Below are 17,109 nucleotides of genomic sequence, written 5' to 3' on the forward strand. Positions count from 1 at the left end.
CTTTTTAGTATGCTTTTATTATGTCTAGCACTTGCTCCTTAGATGAGGCTTGTGCCAGCTTTGCAATGTTCTCTTCGTCCACAAACATCTCGCTTAACGCTTGAATCACCTCAATGTGGGTATCAGAGTCTTTTGCAGCTAGGGTAATAAGAATGTTGGCAGGACCAAGGTCCGAACCAAAATCAACTGGTGAAGGGAAGATATGAATGCCCAAGCCCGTTTTTAGCACACCGGTTTCTGGACGAGCATGTGGCATTGCCAGTCCTGGGCACAACACATAGTAGGGGCCATTTTCTTCGGTCGATTGGATGATGGCATCCGCGTATTGCTGAGAAACGTAACCTTTGTCTTCTAGGTATTGCGTTGTCTTTTTAACTGCGTCTTGCCATTGGTAAGCGCGGTCATTAATAACATCTACTAGTTCGTGGTCGATTAATTCATACAGCATTTTTAAACCCTATCAACAGTTCGGTTTCGATGGGTTAATTATCAATAAGAGTAGCTAAACCACGCAACCACGCTCCTTTTGTGCAACAAATCACAATTAAATAGCTGTCAATTTGTTTTAATCAACGTAGTTCAAAAATAGACAAAGAAAATTAGCAACAAATTTTCTTTAAGCAACATGTCAATAGGCATAGTTTGAACCCACGCACCAATCCAAACATTTCTAAAATTTACCAATAATATAACTTGATCACATTACGACTCTTGACTCACTATTTATCGTGATTAAATTCAAACTTCATTTTCCACTGATTAGGTTCCAACACGTTTCGAACAGGGACAATCATCACACTTGTTTGCGAAAAGAAATCGAAACGTTGCTTAGTTTCAGCAAATAATGAATAGCAAGTAGATAGTGAATAGCAGATACAGAAAACCCGCCGAGTGGCGGGTTTGAGAAGAAGTGAGTTGTATCGCACTTACGTCTTATGACGTTTCGCCACCAGCGTAAACTTGTAGTCAGTCGATTTGAAGTAGTTGCGGCTGTATTCAAAAACCACATCCCCCTGCAAGAAACCGCGCGTGCGCTTTTCGATGATCGGCTCAGCCGGGTCAATATCTAGCAACTCTGCAATGTCTTGCGGTGGCAATACCGGGATGATTTCTTGCTCACTGCGATCAATCACCATGCCCTTCTCTTTCTCAATAAAGTGGTACTTAGAACCTTGCATCACTTGGTAGGTGAGATCAGGGAACATGTCTGTCGGCAGCCAAGTTTCTTCTACTGTGATTGGGTTGTCGTCAAGGTAACGAACGCGTTTCACGTAAAAGACTTTGTCATCTTCATTAATGTTCAGCGCATCAGCCATCGTGAGCGATGCTTTAGTAATCTCGAACGCGACCACATCGCTGTGCGTCACTGCATTTAGGTGCGCCCACTTCTCTGCAAAACTGGTCTGCTGGTAAATGTCGTAGTTAACCTTGTTCTCTTTCACATAGGTACCACTACCCTGCACACTCTCCAGTTCACCATTTTCAATCAGCAATTTTAACGCTTGGCGAACCGTGACTCGGCTACAAGAAAATTCTTCGCGTAACTGAGCTTCGGTAGGAAGAGCGGTTCCTACTTTGTATTCGCCATCGCTGATCTTCTCGCGAATCGCATCCGCAATCTGGCGATACATTGGCAGTCTTGCCATGTTTACCTCTATAAAAACAATACAAATGACCATTCAAGTGAACTTGTTTGAGACAACTCAAGAACCGAGCACACTGGAGTGAACTATCATTGCAAGAAAGACTTGGTTTATGAGCTCTATAATACGAATTCAGGTCAACATGACAAGCACTTGTTCGCATATCGGCATACAAAAACAAGCCAAAACAATACAACAATAATACATATTTTAATTCAACTGCGATCCTGATCACGGATCATTTGTATTTAAAAGGTATTATTCACATCATTGTTGAATGCACAACAATGTCGAATGTGACAATGGGACAAAAGTTATGAAATTAACCTCTCTTACAAACCCATCGCTGATAAACCTACAAACGACGTTTGAAAGTCGTGACGCAGCGATTCGTGCACTTGCCGACCAGCTAAACCAGGAAGGCAAACTGCATAACAAGGAAGAATACCTACAAGCAGTGTTTGCTCGCGAAGAGCAAGGTCCGACGGCGCTAGGCGAAGGCTTAGCAGTACCGCACGGTAAGACAGATGCAGTAAAAGAGGCAGCATTTGCCGTAGCCACACTAAAGCAAGACTTAAAGTGGCAAGGTCTGGATGAAGACGAAGACGTAAACCTGATCTTCTTAATCGCAATTCCAAATGCGGAAGCAGGTTCAACACACATGCACCTGTTGACCGAACTGACCACAACCCTAGTGGATGACGATGTTCGTGAGGCAGTGCTAAATGCTACAAATGTAGAACAAATTTTCGCTTTGCTTGATGGCCAAGCAGAGCAAGAAGAAAAACAAGACCAATTAGATACAAATGCACCAACCATCGTTTGTGTGACGGCTTGCCCTGCGGGTATTGCGCACACTTACATGGCAGCAGAATACCTAGAGAAGACAGGTAAGAAGCTGGGTTACAACGTGCATGTTGAAAAGCAAGGCGCAAACGGTATTGAAGATCGTCTGACTGCTGAACAGCTCAACAGTGCAACAGCGGTCGTTTTCGCGGCTGAAGTGGCAATCAAAGAGTTAGAGCGTTTTGATGGTATTCCTCGTGTAGAAGTACCAGTTGCTGAGCCAATCAAACACTCTGAGCGCATTCTTAACGAAGCGGTTGAAGCAGGTAAAGCAGGTCGAAGCGCTGGTGCTGCAGTTGCAACCAACGACAAACCGAAGAAGCTACCACTTAAAACTGAACTAAAACAAGCACTGCTATCAGGTATCTCTTACGCGGTTCCTCTTATCGTTGCAGGCGGTACCGTACTTGCTGTTGCCGTGCTATTGGCACAAATGTTCAACCTACAAGATTTGTATGCAGAAGAAGGCTCTTGGCTGTGGATGTACCGCAAGCTAGGTGGTGGTCTACTGGGTACATTGATGGTTCCTGTACTGGCGGCATACACCGCTTACTCATTGGCAGATAAACCAGCACTTGGTCCAGGTTTTGCCGCAGGTATCGCTGCGAACCTTATCGGCTCTGGCTTCCTTGGTGGTGTTGTCGGTGGCTTGATTGCCGGTTACGTCATGCGTTGGGTAAAAGAAAACGTACGTCTAAACCCTGCGTTCAACGGCTTCCTAACCTTCTACCTATACCCGGTTATCGGTACTTTGGTTGCTGGTTCATTGATGCTGTTCGTTATCGGTAAACCTGTTGCTTGGCTAAACCAAGGTTTGACGGACTGGCTAAACGGCATGTCTGGCACCAACGCCCTACTTCTAGGCGCAGTAATTGGTTTATTCGTATCGTTCGACCTTGGTGGTCCAGTAAACAAAGCCGCTTACGCATTCTGTTTGGGTGCAATGGCGAACGGCGTTTACGGCCCATACGCTATCTTCGGTTCGGTGAAAATGGTCTCTGCGTTCACAGTAACGGCTTCAACCATGCTTGCACCTCGCCTGTTTAAAGATTTCGAAATCGAGACGGGTAAATCAACGTGGTTGCTTGGTCTAGCGGGCATCACTGAAGGTGCGATTCCAATGGCTATCGAAGATCCAATCCGCGTCATTGGCTCATTCTTACTTGGCTCTGTCGTAACAGGCGCAATGGTGGGTGCTGCTGGCGTAGGTCTATCGACTCCGGGTGCAGGTATCTTCTCAATCTTCCTACTACACGATGCAGGTCTAGGCGCATTCACTGCTGCGGCAATCTGGTTTGGCGCTGCGCTGATTGGTGCAACTATCTCGACCATCACTCTCATCATGTGGCGAGCACACGCAGTAAAAAAGGGCAAATTTGTCACTGAGGCTGCCGCTCAGCCATAACCCGAATTATTTATACCCAAGTAACTTCAAGCTGCTTGGTTCAGCGAGAATGACTTGGTTTGTAGACGCGGCGGCGATTTGAAGGTCTAGTGGGTCTAAATCAAAAATCGGCAACAAAGTATACATGCCAAGGCAACTCGCCCTTTGGGAGCGTGTCATTGACCCGATTTCTGCTTCAAACAATTTGGAAATAGAGAGCTATTACACTGCATTGTTTTCCTTGAACTCGAATCAATGACAACGCTCTGAATCCTGCAGTTTGAAATCACTTGGGTATATAGATTCGCTCAACACAAACTTTGGGCGTGGGATTTCTGCGCCCTAAATATTCGTCGGCAAGCATAAACGCCGCAAAAACGAATAGAAAACAATCAAATTTAAAACAAATTAACGGCAATTATTGCCTAAGACGGTAAAAGTTATGACTACATCTCGCGTTCATATTACTCCTCACATGCACTGGGATCGTGAATGGTACTTCACTACAGAAGAGTCTCGCATTCTGCTAGTGAACAACATGGAAGAAATCATGACTCGTCTGGAAAACGATCCAGACTACAAATACTACGTTCTAGACGGTCAAACCGCAGTTCTGGAAGATTACTTCGCAATCAAGCCAGAAAATAAAGAGCGCGTACGTGAGCTAGTACAAGCTGGCAAACTGATTGTTGGTCCTTGGTACTCTCAAACGGATACGATGCAAGTATCTGGCGAATCTATCGTACGTAACATGCTTTACGGATTGCGTGACTGTCTAGCGCTAGGTGAGCCAATGAAGATTGGTTACCTGCCAGATTCATTCTCTATGAGCTCTCAGCTACCAGCTATCTACAACGGTTTCGGTATCAATCGCGCGATGTTCTGGCGTGGTTGTTCAGAGCGTCACGGTACAGATAAAACCGAATTCTTGTGGCAATCAAACGATGGCAGCGAAGTCTCTGCGCAAGTACTGCCACTGGGCTACGCGATTGGTAAATACCTACCGCAAGACGAAGAAGGTCTGCGCGCACGTCTAGATAAATACTTCCCAGTGCTAGAAAAACCGTCGGTAACCAAAGACATCCTGCTACCAAACGGTCACGACCAAATGCCTATCCAAAAAGACATCTTCGAGGTGATGGATAAGCTACGTGAAATCTACCCAGACAAAGAATTCAAAATGAGCCGCTTTGAAGAAGTGTTCGAGTGTATTGAAGCCGAGCGCGATCAGCTTGATACCATCAAAGGCGAGTTCAACGACGGTAAATACATGCGTGTTCACCGTACTATTTCTTCAACGCGTATGGACATCAAACTGATCCACGCAGAAGTAGAAAACAAGATCGTAAACATTCTTGAGCCATTAGCGTCTATCGCATGGACACTGGGCTTTGAATACCACCACGGTCTAATCGAGAAGATGTGGAAAGAGAGCATGAAGAACCACGCTCACGACTCGATTGGCTGCTGCTGTTCAGACAAAGTACACGCAGAGATCTTGAACCGTTACATTCTTGCGGACGACATGGCGACCAACCTGATCAACTTCTACAAACGTAAGATTGTTGACCACATGCCAGCGCGCGAAGGTTGCGACAAGCTAGCACTATTCAACCTATTGCCATACGCTCGTGAAGAAGTGGTAAACACCACCATCACTATCCGTGCAGAACAGTTCAACCTGTTTGATGAAAACGGCACGCCAGTTGAGTACTTCATCCAAGATCAACGCGTAATCGACCCAGGTAAGATTGACCGTCAAATCGTTCACTACGGTAACTACGACCCGTTCATCGAATACGACATTCAAATCAAGCACACTGTGCCAGCAATGGGCTTTACTACCCTACACATTCAAGCGAATGAGAAAGGCACGCAAAAAGTGGCGGAGCAGAAGGAGTTCCTTCTTGAGAACGAATTCTACCGCATCAATGTAAACTCAAACGGCACTCTGAACATTTTCGACAAAGAGACAGAGCACCTTTTCGAACAAGCGCTGCGCATTGAAGACGGCTCTGACGATGGTGACGAATACGACTACTCACCTTCTCGTAAAGAGTGGCTGCTGTACTCAGACGAATTCGATGCAGAAGTGAATGTGAAGCACGAAGGTTTCCAATCTGTGGCAACCATCAAGCTGCGCATGAACTTGCCTGAGAACCTACAACAACGTGAAGAGCGTACAGGTCAAAACGGTTACCTAGACGTGAACTGCCAAGTGGTTCTAAAACAAGGTACACGCCGTATTGAAGTTCGCATGGAGCTAGACAACCAAGCAGACGACCACCGCGTTCGCGTATTAGTACCAACACCGTTTGTGTCTGAAACCGTAGTAGCAGACAACCAGTTCGGTTTGATCACTCGTCCAACGAACGATCCAGAAATGGCGAACTGGGAAGCAGACGGCTGGAAAGAAGCACCAGTGCCGGTTTACCAGCTAATGAACTTTGCTGCGGTTGAAAACGCACAAGGTGGTATGGCACTAATGAGCAACGGTCTGCGTGAGTTTGAAGTGATTTCAAGCCAAGGCAATGAAGAGCGTGACACATTCGCCCTAACCCTTCTACGTGGTATCGGCGTATTGGGTAAAGAAGAGTTGTTGCTTCGTCCGGGTCGTCCATCTGGTATCAAGATCCCGACGCCAGATTCACAAGTACGCGGCAAGATCGTCTGTGAGTTCGCACTATTTGGTTTCGCGGGCAACCACATCGAAGCAAACGTAATGGCGGCAGCGCGTGACAACGTGACTCCAATCCAATGCTACAACAAGATCCCTTACAACGCGATGAAGCTGAACGTAGGTGAGCAAAACCTACCGCTAACGCACAGCTTGCTAAACAAATCGCTAGAAGGTGCAGTACTGAGCGTACTGAAGAAAGCGGAAGACGAGGATGCACTCATCCTGCGCGTCTACAACCCATCAGAGAGCGAAGTGATCAACGACACAGTGGCATTTACCTCAGAAGTAACGTCATGGAAAGAAACACAGCTAGACGAGAAAGTGCTATCAAACGAAGTGGACACAGCATCGTTCGGCACGCTGAAGCCGTGTCAGGTTAAGTCTTTCCAAGTGAAGTTCTAATCCGGTTCTTAGGATAAGGTCATCGACTAGATAACCCGTCCAAACCGACTCAGGCTTGCTCTCATCGTGGAGCAAGCCTCTCCTCTTCTTTCGTTCCAATCAAGAGAATATCGCCATGCAACATGCTCTATTCAAACTGGACAATGTGATTCAAAACTACGCTTGGGGTAGCCACACGTCGATTCATGATTTATTCGGCATCGACAATCCAGCGAACGAGCCACAAGCAGAAATCTGGATGGGTGCTCATCCAAACGGTTGTTCAAAGCTTGCTGACACCAAACAACTGCTGTCAGAAGTCATCAACCAAAACAAAACGCAATCGCTGGGTGATTACACCGCAGCACGTTTTGGTGAACTGCCGTTCCTATTCAAAGTACTGGCAGCTGAAACACCGCTGTCTATCCAAGTACACCCTAGTAAGCACAAAGCAGAAATTGGCTTTGCTCGTGAAAACGAACAAGGCATTCCACTTAATGCTGCAAACCGTAACTACAAAGATCCAAACCACAAACCAGAGTTGGTTTACGCGCTGACGTTTTACAAAGCGATGAACGGCTTCCGCCCAATTGAACAGATCTTATCTCTGTTTGAGCAAGCGAACATCTCTACTCTAGAGACAGAAATCAACGCACTGAAAGCCACACCAAACAGTGAAGGTCTTAAAGTGTTCTTCTCAGCAATTATGTCGTTGGAAGGCGAACGCAAACAGCAGGCTTTGAATGAGCTATACGCAAGCCTAGAGCGCCCTGCGAAAACCGCTATGGCACGAGAAGCTTACGGTTATATTCAAGACTTCCGTCAGCATTACGTGGACGATATTGGTCTGTTTTCGCCATTGATGTTGAACACGATTGAACTCGCTCCGGGCGAAGCAATGTTCCTCCATGCAGAAACGCCACACGCATACGTTCAAGGGACAGGTTTGGAGATCATGGCGAACTCAGACAACGTGCTGCGCGCTGGCTTAACACCTAAGTACATCGATGTTCCTGAGCTTATCGACAACACCATCTTCAACGCAATTGACCCAGAACAAATCAAGCTCGCGCCCGTGCATAAACAAGGCAAGCTTAGTTACCCAATTCCGGTGGATGATTTCGGCTTTGAAGTGATGGCTGTTGAAGGCACTGCAACGACTCAATTCGTGCGTAGCGCAGAGATTTTGTTTTGTATCGAAGGGGAAGTCTCGGTTTCTAGCCAAGACGATCACATCACATTGAAAGCGGGTGAATCGGTTTTCGTCTGCAGCAACTCAGTGAAGTACGTTTGCCAAGGTCACGGCACCTTAGCTCGCGCCTTTAACTGATTGGCGAAATGAACTGACAGCTTATTGGATAGCGGCTTTCTGTTATCCAGTAAGCACGCTCCTAACCTAGGTTTGCGCTGATTTTGTCAGTGGTCAGCAATAACCACCTTGTCACGCTCCACTTCGATGACGCTTTTCGAAGACGAGCAGACCGTTACCGTTAATATTCATGGTCCACTCCATCACCAAGACTTTTGACCATACCCACCAGTGTCGAGCGAAGCACATTGGTGGGATTTTTTTACTTTAATCTGCCGACCACACCGAGCGAATATCCGGCCAGCCCCAGTTGGTTAGGGCAACGTCTTCTAGAACACCTTGAAAGCGTAAAGTTTGCGTATGATGGAACATAGGCGCTATCCAATACTCACTGACCAATGTTGAGGCGATCGGCTCTAACGCTTTGAGATAATCCTCTAACGCCGTATAGCCACGTACATTCTCTAGTTGCTCATTCAACCATTCGGCATTCTCTTCTCCCAAGGTGTGATGTAATACGACGTTGCTGAAAAAGTTAGTAAACGCCGAAGCGTGGCGATTGTCATCCAAGTTGATATTGGTGATCACTAACGTCTCATCAAGGGTACCATTTCGAGCTTTTTCACTTAACTCTCGGTAGGTGTACATGACGATATCAACCTTACTTCCCGTTCCCTCTAAATGACTCGCGATTGCACGCGCGCATCGACGCAATGCCGTATAGTTATAGCCGGCAATGGTGATGTTTTTTGGTAGTTTGCTCTCTTCACCAAACGGACGTAATACAGGCTTCCAGTTTGGTAGTAAGTTGTAAGCAGGCACGCTTCCAAACACAATATTTTCTTTGCGCATGACCTCCGTAAGTCGCTCCGGTTGGATTAACTCTGCAATATAGCGACGTTGACTCTGAGAAAGCGGATGCCTAGCATGCTGATTAAACAGAGCGAACAAACATCCATCCTCTGTACGACTATGTTGGCTTGCAGGTGCAGACTCTGCATCTTGGGTCGACATATAATGCCCACACATGCTCTCAGAAAGCTCATCTCTGACTTTTTCCACCTGCTTTTGAGGGGGATTTGCGGCTAAGGATGGGTTTTCCATCTTCTCGTCATTGACGATCCAGATCGTCACCATATCAGTCAGTACTCGACATGCGTAATAACCATCGAACGCCTGCAGCTTTAACCGATGAGCACTGTGCTCAATCACAGAGAACGGACCACTACCAACGACCAAGTTGTTGTTGGCAACGTTGACTTGGCTAACGGGTTGAATGCCATATTTTACACCAGAGATTAGCCCTGCAAACCCCAAGTCTGGCTTACTAAGGGTAAAGACCACTTTTAGAGGATTTGGCGCAGTAATGTTTGCCACATGGGCAAGTTCTTTTTCATACAGTTCGAGTGAACTGAGTTTGGCAAAAAGGCTAACGACTGTATCGGCATTTATCGGTGTGCCATTGTGGAATGTTAGCCCCGGACGAAGATAAAACGTCCATTCATAGCTTTTCTCATCATATCGCCAATGGTGTGCCAGCTCTGGCTTCACCACACCGTAGTAGTCACTCGATACCAAGCAACAATAAATTTGGCGCAAGAAAAAGCGTTCACTGCTGCGGTGCAATTGGTGCGGGACAATACGTTCAAACATGCGTTTATAAGTGAGCTGAATATTGAGTCGACCTTCTTGAACGGATGCACCCGATGTGGTCTTGAGTAGTCGACCAAATGCCGCCTCGTCTTCATCAAGGATCGCTAGCGCTTTTTCATATTTCCCTCGTTTGATCCGCTCCAGTGCGAGGCTTTCCTTTAGTGCACTCAGCTCAATATTTAACAGAAGCGTCGAACGTTGATTTCGCCCTGCTTTTGGTTGCCAACTCAACCATTCTTGCTCCTGCATTTGAGACAGCAAGCTGCGTGCATGGCGAGGAGAAGTAAACAGCAAGTCAGCAACTTCCTGCAATGTGGTTTTGACTTCACCACCAATGCCAAGTGGAGTAAGCCGTTGGTAATAACGAAACAAGTTGAGATCAGACACCGAGCGCCCTCAATAAGTGGGTATAAGTTTATTTTACTCAACTTCATCCGTAGAAAATAAGAAAACTTCCTATCACTTTGTTCCTCTTTTTGCTCCCCTGATAATAAAAATTGGTGATTTAGCGCACTTCCCGCACCTAATTAGGAATAAACACCAGAAATCTACTCTCTTTTTCAGCTCCTCTTTTCTTTGCATACTGAATTCATCAGCAACAAGGAGGAAATGTCATGCGATGTAGAAGCACAACTCAATCGACTGAAACGTTGCCTACCATGGCAGCTTATTTCCAAAAGCGCGTAGCGCAATCAGAAAACAAACTTGAAGTTTTAGCTCTGACTTACATGATCGAATTGTTTAATTGGTCATAACGGAAAGAACAACACCAAGCAGAACTTAGCTCCTGATACCACACCCCCACTTCGTTGTATCTTTAAGTTCTGCTTTTTCTTTTCCCATCTTTTATTCTTGCCATTTCCGACTAGGTTACTAAAAGTTAACTAGTTGAAATGCTTTGAAACAGGGTCTACATTGAAGCTTAAATCTCCAACCCAATAGCTGCTATTGAGAAAGGAGGTTCATGGATAATGACCGATTCAGGAGTCAATATGGCAACTTCAGTAAAACTTAAAGCGGGCGACAATTTCCCTTCTCTTCAAGCAACTTTGCTAGATGGTTCAAGCGTGACATTAGGTCAGCCGCAAGGTGATGCGACTTGGCAAGCTGTATTCGTTTATCGTGGTAAGCACTGTCCTCTGTGTACCAAATACCTCAACGAGTTAGAGGGATACAAACAAGCTTTCGCGGAAGCGGGCGTTGATATTCTTGCAGTTTCAGGCGATTCAAAAGAGCAGCTAGAAGGACACCTAGAGAAACTCGAAATCAGCTTCCCTATTGCTTACGGACTCACCGAAGAGCAAATGAAAACGTTGGGTTTGTACATTTCCATACCGCGTTCAGAACAAGAGACCGACCACAATTTCGCAGAACCCGGTTTGTTTGTGGTGAATGAACATGGCAACTTGCATGTCGTCGATATCTCAAACAACCCGTTTGTTCGACCAGAACTTGGGGCGTTATCACGTGGTTTAGCTTGGATCCGTAATCCAGATAATAACTACCCTATCCGAGGTACGTTAGATTACTAAACGCCTCTCGCTAGACAACAATCAGACATAAAAAATGCCAGCAATACGCTGGCATTTTTATTGGCTTAAACGGTGAATTCGTAGTGCTAAACCACTATTCGGCTATTACTTTCGTAACTCAATTTGGTGCGTTTCAGACCAAATTCGCAAATCATCAAGGATCTTAAGTGCCGTACGCCCAAATTCGGTCAGCTCGTAACTGACTGCTATTGGGCGGTCACTGATAACTTGGCGTACTACCATGCCTTCGGCTTCCAACTCTTTTAAACGTTGGTCAATCATCTTCTTACTGGCGCCGCCAAGCATTCGAGCTAAATCATTGAAACGAACTGGACCATCTTTCAAGTGATAAATCAGAGAGCCTTTCCATTTGCCACCAATCAAGCGCATCCCTTTTTCAATAGCACACGGCTCTGAGCACACATTCGCCACAGACTTGCGACCTTTGCTATCCACACTGATTCTACTTTCCACGATTCACCTCAAGATACGCACCTAATCTAGGTAACGAAAAGTACGTTAGTTACATTTCGTGCTTTAGAGTAATAAAAACATTCCCTCGCCGCAAACAAATAAAAATGGACCGCATACAGCAGTCCACCTTAATTCATCGATTACTCTAGGATAATTAGAAGTTTTCGTTTATATGCGCTTCGAAACGAGCAAAATCATTTTCAATGTCGCCATTCTTCATTACGTCATAGCAAGCAAAAGTCGGTAGTGCACCCATACCAAAGAAGCGGAAGTTAGCGTGCATATGAAGCATTAAATCGTCCACACTTTTACCTTGGAATAAGTATTCATTCTCATCATCAAACGACTCTTTTGGTGCATTGAATGTCAGTGACAGCATGTATTTGCTGTTTGTTTGAGTACCACCCGTACCGTAGTTTTTCTTTGGGTCCTCTGCACTACGTCCATCGAAAGCACATAGCGCGCCCCCCATGCCAGCGGTAAACACGTCATCCATGTATTTTTTGAATGACCAAGGCACAGACATCCAGTTTATTGGGCTTTGGATGATCACTTGATCAGCCCATTCAAAGTGCGCGAGTTGCTCCTCTACGTTGATTTCATCTTGCATTGTCACAACGCGAACCTCATGGTCTTTTGCTTGTAGAAGCGTCTGTGCTTTGTCGACAAGAGAAGCGTTTAGACGACCTTCAGAGTATGGAGATGGCTCGTGTGCATTGATGATCAGAACATTGCTCATGGGATTACCTTTAAATAAGTTCACAAGATGACGCGATAACCGTGGTGCGCCTCATGTGGTTTATTATGGTAACCTAGAGCCACAATGCAATTAGTTAACTTTTAGTAACCTACTAAGATTTTTCATATAACTTTGTTTTTGAAAGAAATATTTCTTAAACTTTTTCTTTATCGTGATTTCCCGATTAAATTTCCATTGAATTGTTGCATCTTACATAGAGCAGGCGTACACTTTATCGCAATTCGACGATTAACTATTAAGGCTTGTCAATGAGTGATAAATGCAACACAACTTGCGGCGTAGCTTTTGAGACCACACAGCAGCAACTTGAGAAGGAACAAGCGTTAGCGGCTCAAGCTAAGGCGCTGTCACATCCCGCTCGTTTGCGCATCCTTCATATTCTGCATACGCTTGATACCATGGGCGGTTGCCTAAACAGTGATTTGGTCTCTGAGCTTGGTCTTGCACAATCTACCGTTTCAGAGCATTTACGTATTCTTAAGCAGGCTGGCTTTATCAGTGCAGAGCCAAACCCTCCTAAGGTTTGCTACCGCATTCAGCGCGACGCGTTTGATCAATTCAATCTAGATTTTTCCAAACTATTTAACTAATTGTCTTTGTGTGCTGGTACGGCGCACAAAGATAAACTATACCTTCAACTATCGCCTTTCGACGATAAACGAATAAGAGAACACTATGACTACTCAAGTTTTAAATAGTGCCAGCGACAAAATGAGCTTCTTGGACCGTTACCTAACGGTTTGGATTTTTGTGGCAATGGCAATCGGTGTAGGTATTGGCGCTACATTCCCTCAAGTTGCAGAGTGGAACGAGTCAATGTCTGTTGGCAGTACAAACGTACCGTTAGCGATTGGTTTGATTTTGATGATGTACCCACCACTCGCAAAAGTGAACTACAACCTACTAGGCAAGGTGACTAAAGACAAAAAAGCCATAACGCTGTCCTTGGTCATGAACTGGATTGTCGGCCCTATTTTGATGTTCATCCTTGCATTGACTTTCCTAGGTGATCATCCGGGGTACATGGTCGGCATTATTCTTATCGGTCTTGCTCGCTGTATCGCGATGGTATTGGTGTGGAACGACATTGGCGGCGGTAACAAAGAATACGGTGCAGCGTTGGTTGCGTTGAACAGTGCATTCCAAATCGTGACTTACAGTGTGATGGCATGGCTATTCATTACTGTCTTGCCACCTGTCTTTGGTTACGAAGGTTTCGTGGTTGATATCTCAATGATGGACATCGCTGAAAGCGTGCTAATTTACCTTGGTATTCCATTTTTAGCAGGCTTCCTAAGCCGTAAATGGCTGGTCGCAGCAAAAGGTGAACAATGGTACAACGAGGTATTTATTCCGCGCATTTCACCAATTACTTTGATTGCCCTTCTGGCGACGATCGTGCTGATGTTCAGCTTGAAAGGCGAAATGATTCTAGAACTGCCAATGGACGTATTCCGAGTGGCCATTCCGCTCGCAATCTACTTCGTATTGATGTTCTTCGTGAGTTTCTTCGTTGGTAAGAAAATGGGTATCGATTACGACAAGAACGCATCAATTGCCTTCACCGCAACGGGTAACAACTTCGAACTTGCTATTGCAGTTTCCATTGCAGTATTCGGTCTGAACTCAGATCAAGCGTTTGCAGGTGTAATTGGTCCGCTTATCGAGGTACCCGTATTGATTGCTCTGGTGAACGTTGCGCTTAAAATGAAGCAGAAATACTATAAATAACAACTCGTAATCATCGCTCAAAAACGCCTTTCATAAATGTGAAAGGCGTTTTTTGTTTGTGTTAATAGGCATAACGCGCTCAACAAATTCTAATATGCTAACTTGAGGGTTAAACAATGTTCTAAATTGAAGATTCAAAAGGAGTTTGGGTATGAATTTAGAATATAAAAAACTGAAGTGGCATGCTGTTCTCAAGCTTTCCCAAGAAACGATTAAATACTTGAATGAAGAAAACAGCAGCAAGCTGAATGACACCGATAAAGTCAGGGCGAACGTTCACGCAGCACAGTTACTTCAGCAACTCTTAACAGAACTCGCTACAACCGATTTAACCCCGCTCCCACCGCAACAAGGGTTCAAGTGACCTGAATGTTGTCGTCGGATTTAGTTCACAACAACCGTTTTGATGTAATCGCTTGGAGTAAGTCCAAACTTCCCTTTGAAGCGTTGGCTAAAGCGTCCTTCGGATTGGTAACCACACAATTGTGCCAACATGGCAACGTTGTAGTGACCGTTTTGCATTAAATACAGAGCATGATTTAAGCGTACTTCCGCGAGAACTTCTCGGTATTGCGTTCCCTCTTGCTTGAGCTTTCTGATCATGGTTGCTCGGCTCATTGCAAAACGTTCAGCGACCCCTTCTAGTGAGTGCTCTTCACCAGGTGAATGTGATAAGTAACGGCTTAATTTTTGACTGAATGTGGTATTGGCGCTGGCAAACAAGTGGTGCAAAACACCTCGTTCCGCGAGTTGTTGATACAACCCCATCACCCAGAAGCTCTGGGTTTCTTGACTCATCGACTGCTGATCAAATGAAAACAGAGCGTTTAACGTATCTTCCAATGCTTTATCCGCCAACAGTGTCGGTTGTTCGCCTTCTCCACCAATGCTCATACTAAGTTCAAGCATGGTCTCTGTTGGCAAACAGTGGAAACTGAACATTCGCGAAAGGAACTTTCCTTTCTGTGGCAAATTCTCAAAGCTCAGCGATGCAGAGGCTTCACACAACAGTAATTCAGAATGAGAGAGATCCAGTGCCGACTCTTTCCAAAATAAACGCTTACTGCCCGTGATGATCTGCACAATACTAGGGGAATGAATCCTCACATTACGCAGTTTTTGTAACTGCTCTGCACGAAACAACGTGACTTGATATTGGTGGCTCATCGATTCCCCTCGCCCTAATTTCTGCTGCACTTTAGCGGGTGTAAGTCGCCGTCAGCTTAGCTTTGTCTAACGCCATGCTATTCAGTGTGAAACCAACCACAGCTGCTGGTGTATTTTCATCTAAATTCAGTTTATCTGTTGGCAGTGCCCAAACCGTAAATTGGTAACGGTGCATGCCGTCAGCTTCTGGAGGGCATGCGCCACCGAAACCAACCGTTCCATAATCGATGCGAGATTCTTTACCACCCAATTTAGCAATATTAACATCACGAGGTAACTCACTGACCGACGCCGGGATATTGAATGCAATCCAATGCCAAAAGCCACTACCTGTTGGCGCGTCTGGGTCGTACGCCGTGATAGCAAAGCTCTTTGTACCAGCCGGTGCATCTTTCCACATCAATTGTGGTGAATGGTTTCCACCATCACATCCCCAACTGTTGTATTCAAAAGTCTTCGCCATTGGGTGACCTTCTTGAATATCTTTACTCGACAGCTCAAACGCTTGAGCCGAACCAATGGTAAGCAAACTGAGTGCCAATACAGATTTAGTCATTGCTTTCATGATAATGTTCCTATTTCTTAAGTTCGGAATTAGTGTATTCCCGAATAGAGATAGCAACCTTTCAATAAGTATCACACTAAATCAGTTTAAGCCAATTTTTGACACTTTAAGTTAAAGCATCACTTAAATGCTTCTCGACACCGAGTACAGACTGATCTGGTTAGCTCATTACCAATGAACAAGGAAGAACAGATGGAATTAGATATTTATATCGTCGACGCATTTACTGACACTCAGTTTAAAGGTAACTCTGCTGCAGTCGTCCCATTAAAAGAATGGTTAACCCCAGACCTCATGCAGAGCATTGCTACTGAAAATAACCTGTCTGAAACTGCTTTTCTCAAGTCTGTCGGTGAAAACCAATATGAGATTCGCTGGTTCTCGCCAATGACAGAAATCGATTTCTGCGGTCACGCCACTCTCGCCGCTTCACTGGTGTTGTTTGAGAAATTAGGCGTACAGGAAAAAATCGAGTTTCATACGTTAGAAGTGGGAACACTCAGCGTAGAAAAAAACGCATTGGGTAAGATCGAAATGACCTTCCCTTTACGAATCCCTCAACCTATTTCCGATATTCCACAAGCACTGATTGAAGGCTTAAGCTGCAAAGTAGAGCGCGTGTTATTGAGCCCACAAGCGTACTTTGTAGTGCTCGAAAACCAAGACGAAATACTCGAGGTTCAATATCAATCCGAACAGCTTAAAACACTTGCTCCTTATGATGTTGTCGTCACAGCAAAAGGAGAAGAGCATGATTTCGTTTCACGCTACTTTTGGCCAGCTAACGGCGGTGATGAAGATCCAGTAACTGGATCAATTCATGCCGGCTTGGCACCTTTGTGGGCAGAAGAACTAGGAAAAACCTCTCTCGTGGCGTATCAAGCTTCCACACGCGGAGGCATTCTTCATTGTGAGGTTAAAGCAGAGCAGGTAAAAGTCTCGGGCGATGGTGTGCTTTACATGCAGGGAAAAATCTTCGTGTAA

General features: G+C 45.3%; 16 protein-coding genes. 9 read left to right on the forward strand and 7 right to left on the reverse strand.

The genetic code is table 11. The features are described 5' to 3' along the window. Positions 1-4 precede the first annotated feature (4 nt). Together NL647_RS06195 and NL647_RS06200 are read right to left on the reverse strand one after the other, a co-directional pair. Positions 5-448, reverse strand: coding sequence for a PTS sugar transporter subunit IIA (locus NL647_RS06195; RefSeq protein WP_005425097.1), 444 nt, complete (start codon positions 446-448; stop codon positions 5-7). Positions 449-926: 478 nt separating this feature from the next. Beyond that, positions 927-1,646: a GntR family transcriptional regulator gene (locus NL647_RS06200; RefSeq protein ID WP_253649829.1), complete on the reverse strand. Its 720-nt coding sequence runs from the start codon at positions 1,644-1,646 to the stop codon at positions 927-929. 313 nt (positions 1,647-1,959) lie between these two features. Here NL647_RS06200 and mngA point away from each other — a divergent pair, with 313 nt between their 5' ends. From mngA to manA, 3 genes are all read left to right on the forward strand, one after another. Next, complete coding sequence (mngA, locus tag NL647_RS06205) at positions 1,960-3,894, forward strand: PTS 2-O-a-mannosyl-D-glycerate transporter subunit IIABC (RefSeq protein ID WP_253649830.1); 1,935 nt, start codon at positions 1,960-1,962, stop codon at positions 3,892-3,894. Between the two features lie 421 nt (positions 3,895-4,315). Next, positions 4,316-6,955 (forward strand): mannosylglycerate hydrolase, encoded by a 2,640-nt coding sequence (gene mngB, locus NL647_RS06210; protein ID WP_253649831.1) that lies wholly within the window; start codon positions 4,316-4,318, stop codon positions 6,953-6,955. 115 nt (positions 6,956-7,070) lie between these two features. Next, on the forward strand, positions 7,071-8,264 hold the full coding sequence (manA, locus tag NL647_RS06215) for a mannose-6-phosphate isomerase, class I (RefSeq protein ID WP_253649832.1): 1,194 nt from the start codon (positions 7,071-7,073) through the stop codon (positions 8,262-8,264). A 246-nt stretch (positions 8,265-8,510) separates the two neighbouring features. Here manA and NL647_RS06220 read toward each other — a convergent pair whose 3' ends face one another. After that, positions 8,511-10,283, reverse strand: a complete 1,773-nt coding sequence (locus NL647_RS06220) for an SgrR family transcriptional regulator (protein ID WP_253649833.1) — start codon at positions 10,281-10,283, stop codon at positions 8,511-8,513. 227 nt (positions 10,284-10,510) lie between these two features. On the opposite strand from NL647_RS06220, the gene NL647_RS06225 reads away from it, so the two are divergent. Next, positions 10,511-10,651: a hypothetical protein gene (locus NL647_RS06225; protein ID WP_009696400.1), complete on the forward strand. Its 141-nt coding sequence runs from the start codon at positions 10,511-10,513 to the stop codon at positions 10,649-10,651. A gap of 237 nt (positions 10,652-10,888) precedes the next feature. Then, positions 10,889-11,428, forward strand: coding sequence for a redoxin domain-containing protein (locus tag NL647_RS06230; protein ID WP_009701413.1), 540 nt, complete (start codon positions 10,889-10,891; stop codon positions 11,426-11,428). Between the two features lie 105 nt (positions 11,429-11,533). Here NL647_RS06230 and NL647_RS06235 read toward each other — a convergent pair whose 3' ends face one another. Both NL647_RS06235 and NL647_RS06240 read right to left on the reverse strand, forming a co-directional pair. Beyond that, the gene (locus NL647_RS06235) at positions 11,534-11,902 is read right to left on the reverse strand and encodes a helix-turn-helix domain-containing protein (protein WP_050922409.1); all 369 of its coding nucleotides are present in this window, start codon (positions 11,900-11,902) and stop codon (positions 11,534-11,536) included. Between the two features lie 154 nt (positions 11,903-12,056). Next, entirely contained in the window at positions 12,057-12,641 is a 585-nt protein-coding gene (locus tag NL647_RS06240; protein WP_045486677.1) for an NAD(P)H-dependent oxidoreductase, read from the reverse strand. A 269-nt stretch (positions 12,642-12,910) separates the two neighbouring features. Between NL647_RS06240 and NL647_RS06245 the strand changes: the two genes are divergently transcribed. From NL647_RS06245 to NL647_RS06255, 3 genes are all read left to right on the forward strand, one after another. Then, positions 12,911-13,252, forward strand: coding sequence for a helix-turn-helix transcriptional regulator (locus NL647_RS06245; protein WP_005452482.1), 342 nt, complete (start codon positions 12,911-12,913; stop codon positions 13,250-13,252). A gap of 85 nt (positions 13,253-13,337) precedes the next feature. Next, positions 13,338-14,393 carry an ACR3 family arsenite efflux transporter gene (arsB, locus tag NL647_RS06250; RefSeq protein ID WP_253649834.1) on the forward strand — a complete coding sequence of 352 codons (1,056 nt, stop codon included), beginning with the start codon at positions 13,338-13,340 and terminating at the stop codon, positions 14,391-14,393. Positions 14,394-14,544: 151 nt separating this feature from the next. Continuing rightward, the gene (locus tag NL647_RS06255) at positions 14,545-14,757 is read left to right on the forward strand and encodes a hypothetical protein (RefSeq protein WP_005452486.1); all 213 of its coding nucleotides are present in this window, start codon (positions 14,545-14,547) and stop codon (positions 14,755-14,757) included. A gap of 20 nt (positions 14,758-14,777) precedes the next feature. Here the strand turns inward: NL647_RS06255 and NL647_RS06260 are convergent, their stop codons facing one another. Both NL647_RS06260 and NL647_RS06265 read right to left on the reverse strand, forming a co-directional pair. Next, positions 14,778-15,560, reverse strand: a complete 783-nt coding sequence (locus NL647_RS06260) for a helix-turn-helix transcriptional regulator (protein WP_187993193.1) — start codon at positions 15,558-15,560, stop codon at positions 14,778-14,780. A gap of 31 nt (positions 15,561-15,591) precedes the next feature. Further along, the gene (locus tag NL647_RS06265) at positions 15,592-16,125 is read right to left on the reverse strand and encodes a YbhB/YbcL family Raf kinase inhibitor-like protein (protein ID WP_005452491.1); all 534 of its coding nucleotides are present in this window, start codon (positions 16,123-16,125) and stop codon (positions 15,592-15,594) included. 192 nt (positions 16,126-16,317) lie between these two features. On the opposite strand from NL647_RS06265, the gene NL647_RS06270 reads away from it, so the two are divergent. Further along, on the forward strand, positions 16,318-17,109 hold the full coding sequence (locus NL647_RS06270; RefSeq protein ID WP_029788593.1) for a PhzF family phenazine biosynthesis protein: 792 nt from the start codon (positions 16,318-16,320) through the stop codon (positions 17,107-17,109).

This window comes from Vibrio sp. Y29_XK_CS5 (assembly GCF_024181835.1).
Taxonomy (GTDB): Bacteria; Pseudomonadota; Gammaproteobacteria; order Enterobacterales; family Vibrionaceae; genus Vibrio; species Vibrio harveyi.

Bases quoted from the DNA above. Each gene is read 5' to 3' on its own strand.
- NL647_RS06195 (WP_005425097.1), bottom strand. From the start codon at position 448: ATGCTGTATGAATTAATCGACCACGAACTAGTAGATGTTATTAATGAC.
- NL647_RS06200 (WP_253649829.1), bottom strand. From the start codon at position 1,646: ATGGCAAGACTGCCAATGTATCGCCAGATTGCGGATGCGATTCGCGAG.
- mngA (WP_253649830.1), top strand. From the start codon at position 1,960: ATGAAATTAACCTCTCTTACAAACCCATCGCTGATAAACCTACAAACG.
- mngB (WP_253649831.1), top strand. From the start codon at position 4,316: ATGACTACATCTCGCGTTCATATTACTCCTCACATGCACTGGGATCGT.
- manA (WP_253649832.1), top strand. From the start codon at position 7,071: ATGCAACATGCTCTATTCAAACTGGACAATGTGATTCAAAACTACGCT.
- NL647_RS06225 (WP_009696400.1), top strand. From the start codon at position 10,511: ATGCGATGTAGAAGCACAACTCAATCGACTGAAACGTTGCCTACCATG.
- NL647_RS06230 (WP_009701413.1), top strand. From the start codon at position 10,889: ATGGCAACTTCAGTAAAACTTAAAGCGGGCGACAATTTCCCTTCTCTT.
- NL647_RS06240 (WP_045486677.1), bottom strand. From the start codon at position 12,641: ATGAGCAATGTTCTGATCATCAATGCACACGAGCCATCTCCATACTCT.
- NL647_RS06245 (WP_005452482.1), top strand. From the start codon at position 12,911: ATGAGTGATAAATGCAACACAACTTGCGGCGTAGCTTTTGAGACCACA.
- arsB (WP_253649834.1), top strand. From the start codon at position 13,338: ATGACTACTCAAGTTTTAAATAGTGCCAGCGACAAAATGAGCTTCTTG.
- NL647_RS06255 (WP_005452486.1), top strand. From the start codon at position 14,545: ATGAATTTAGAATATAAAAAACTGAAGTGGCATGCTGTTCTCAAGCTT.
- NL647_RS06260 (WP_187993193.1), bottom strand. From the start codon at position 15,560: ATGAGCCACCAATATCAAGTCACGTTGTTTCGTGCAGAGCAGTTACAA.
- NL647_RS06265 (WP_005452491.1), bottom strand. From the start codon at position 16,125: ATGAAAGCAATGACTAAATCTGTATTGGCACTCAGTTTGCTTACCATT.
- NL647_RS06270 (WP_029788593.1), top strand. From the start codon at position 16,318: ATGGAATTAGATATTTATATCGTCGACGCATTTACTGACACTCAGTTT.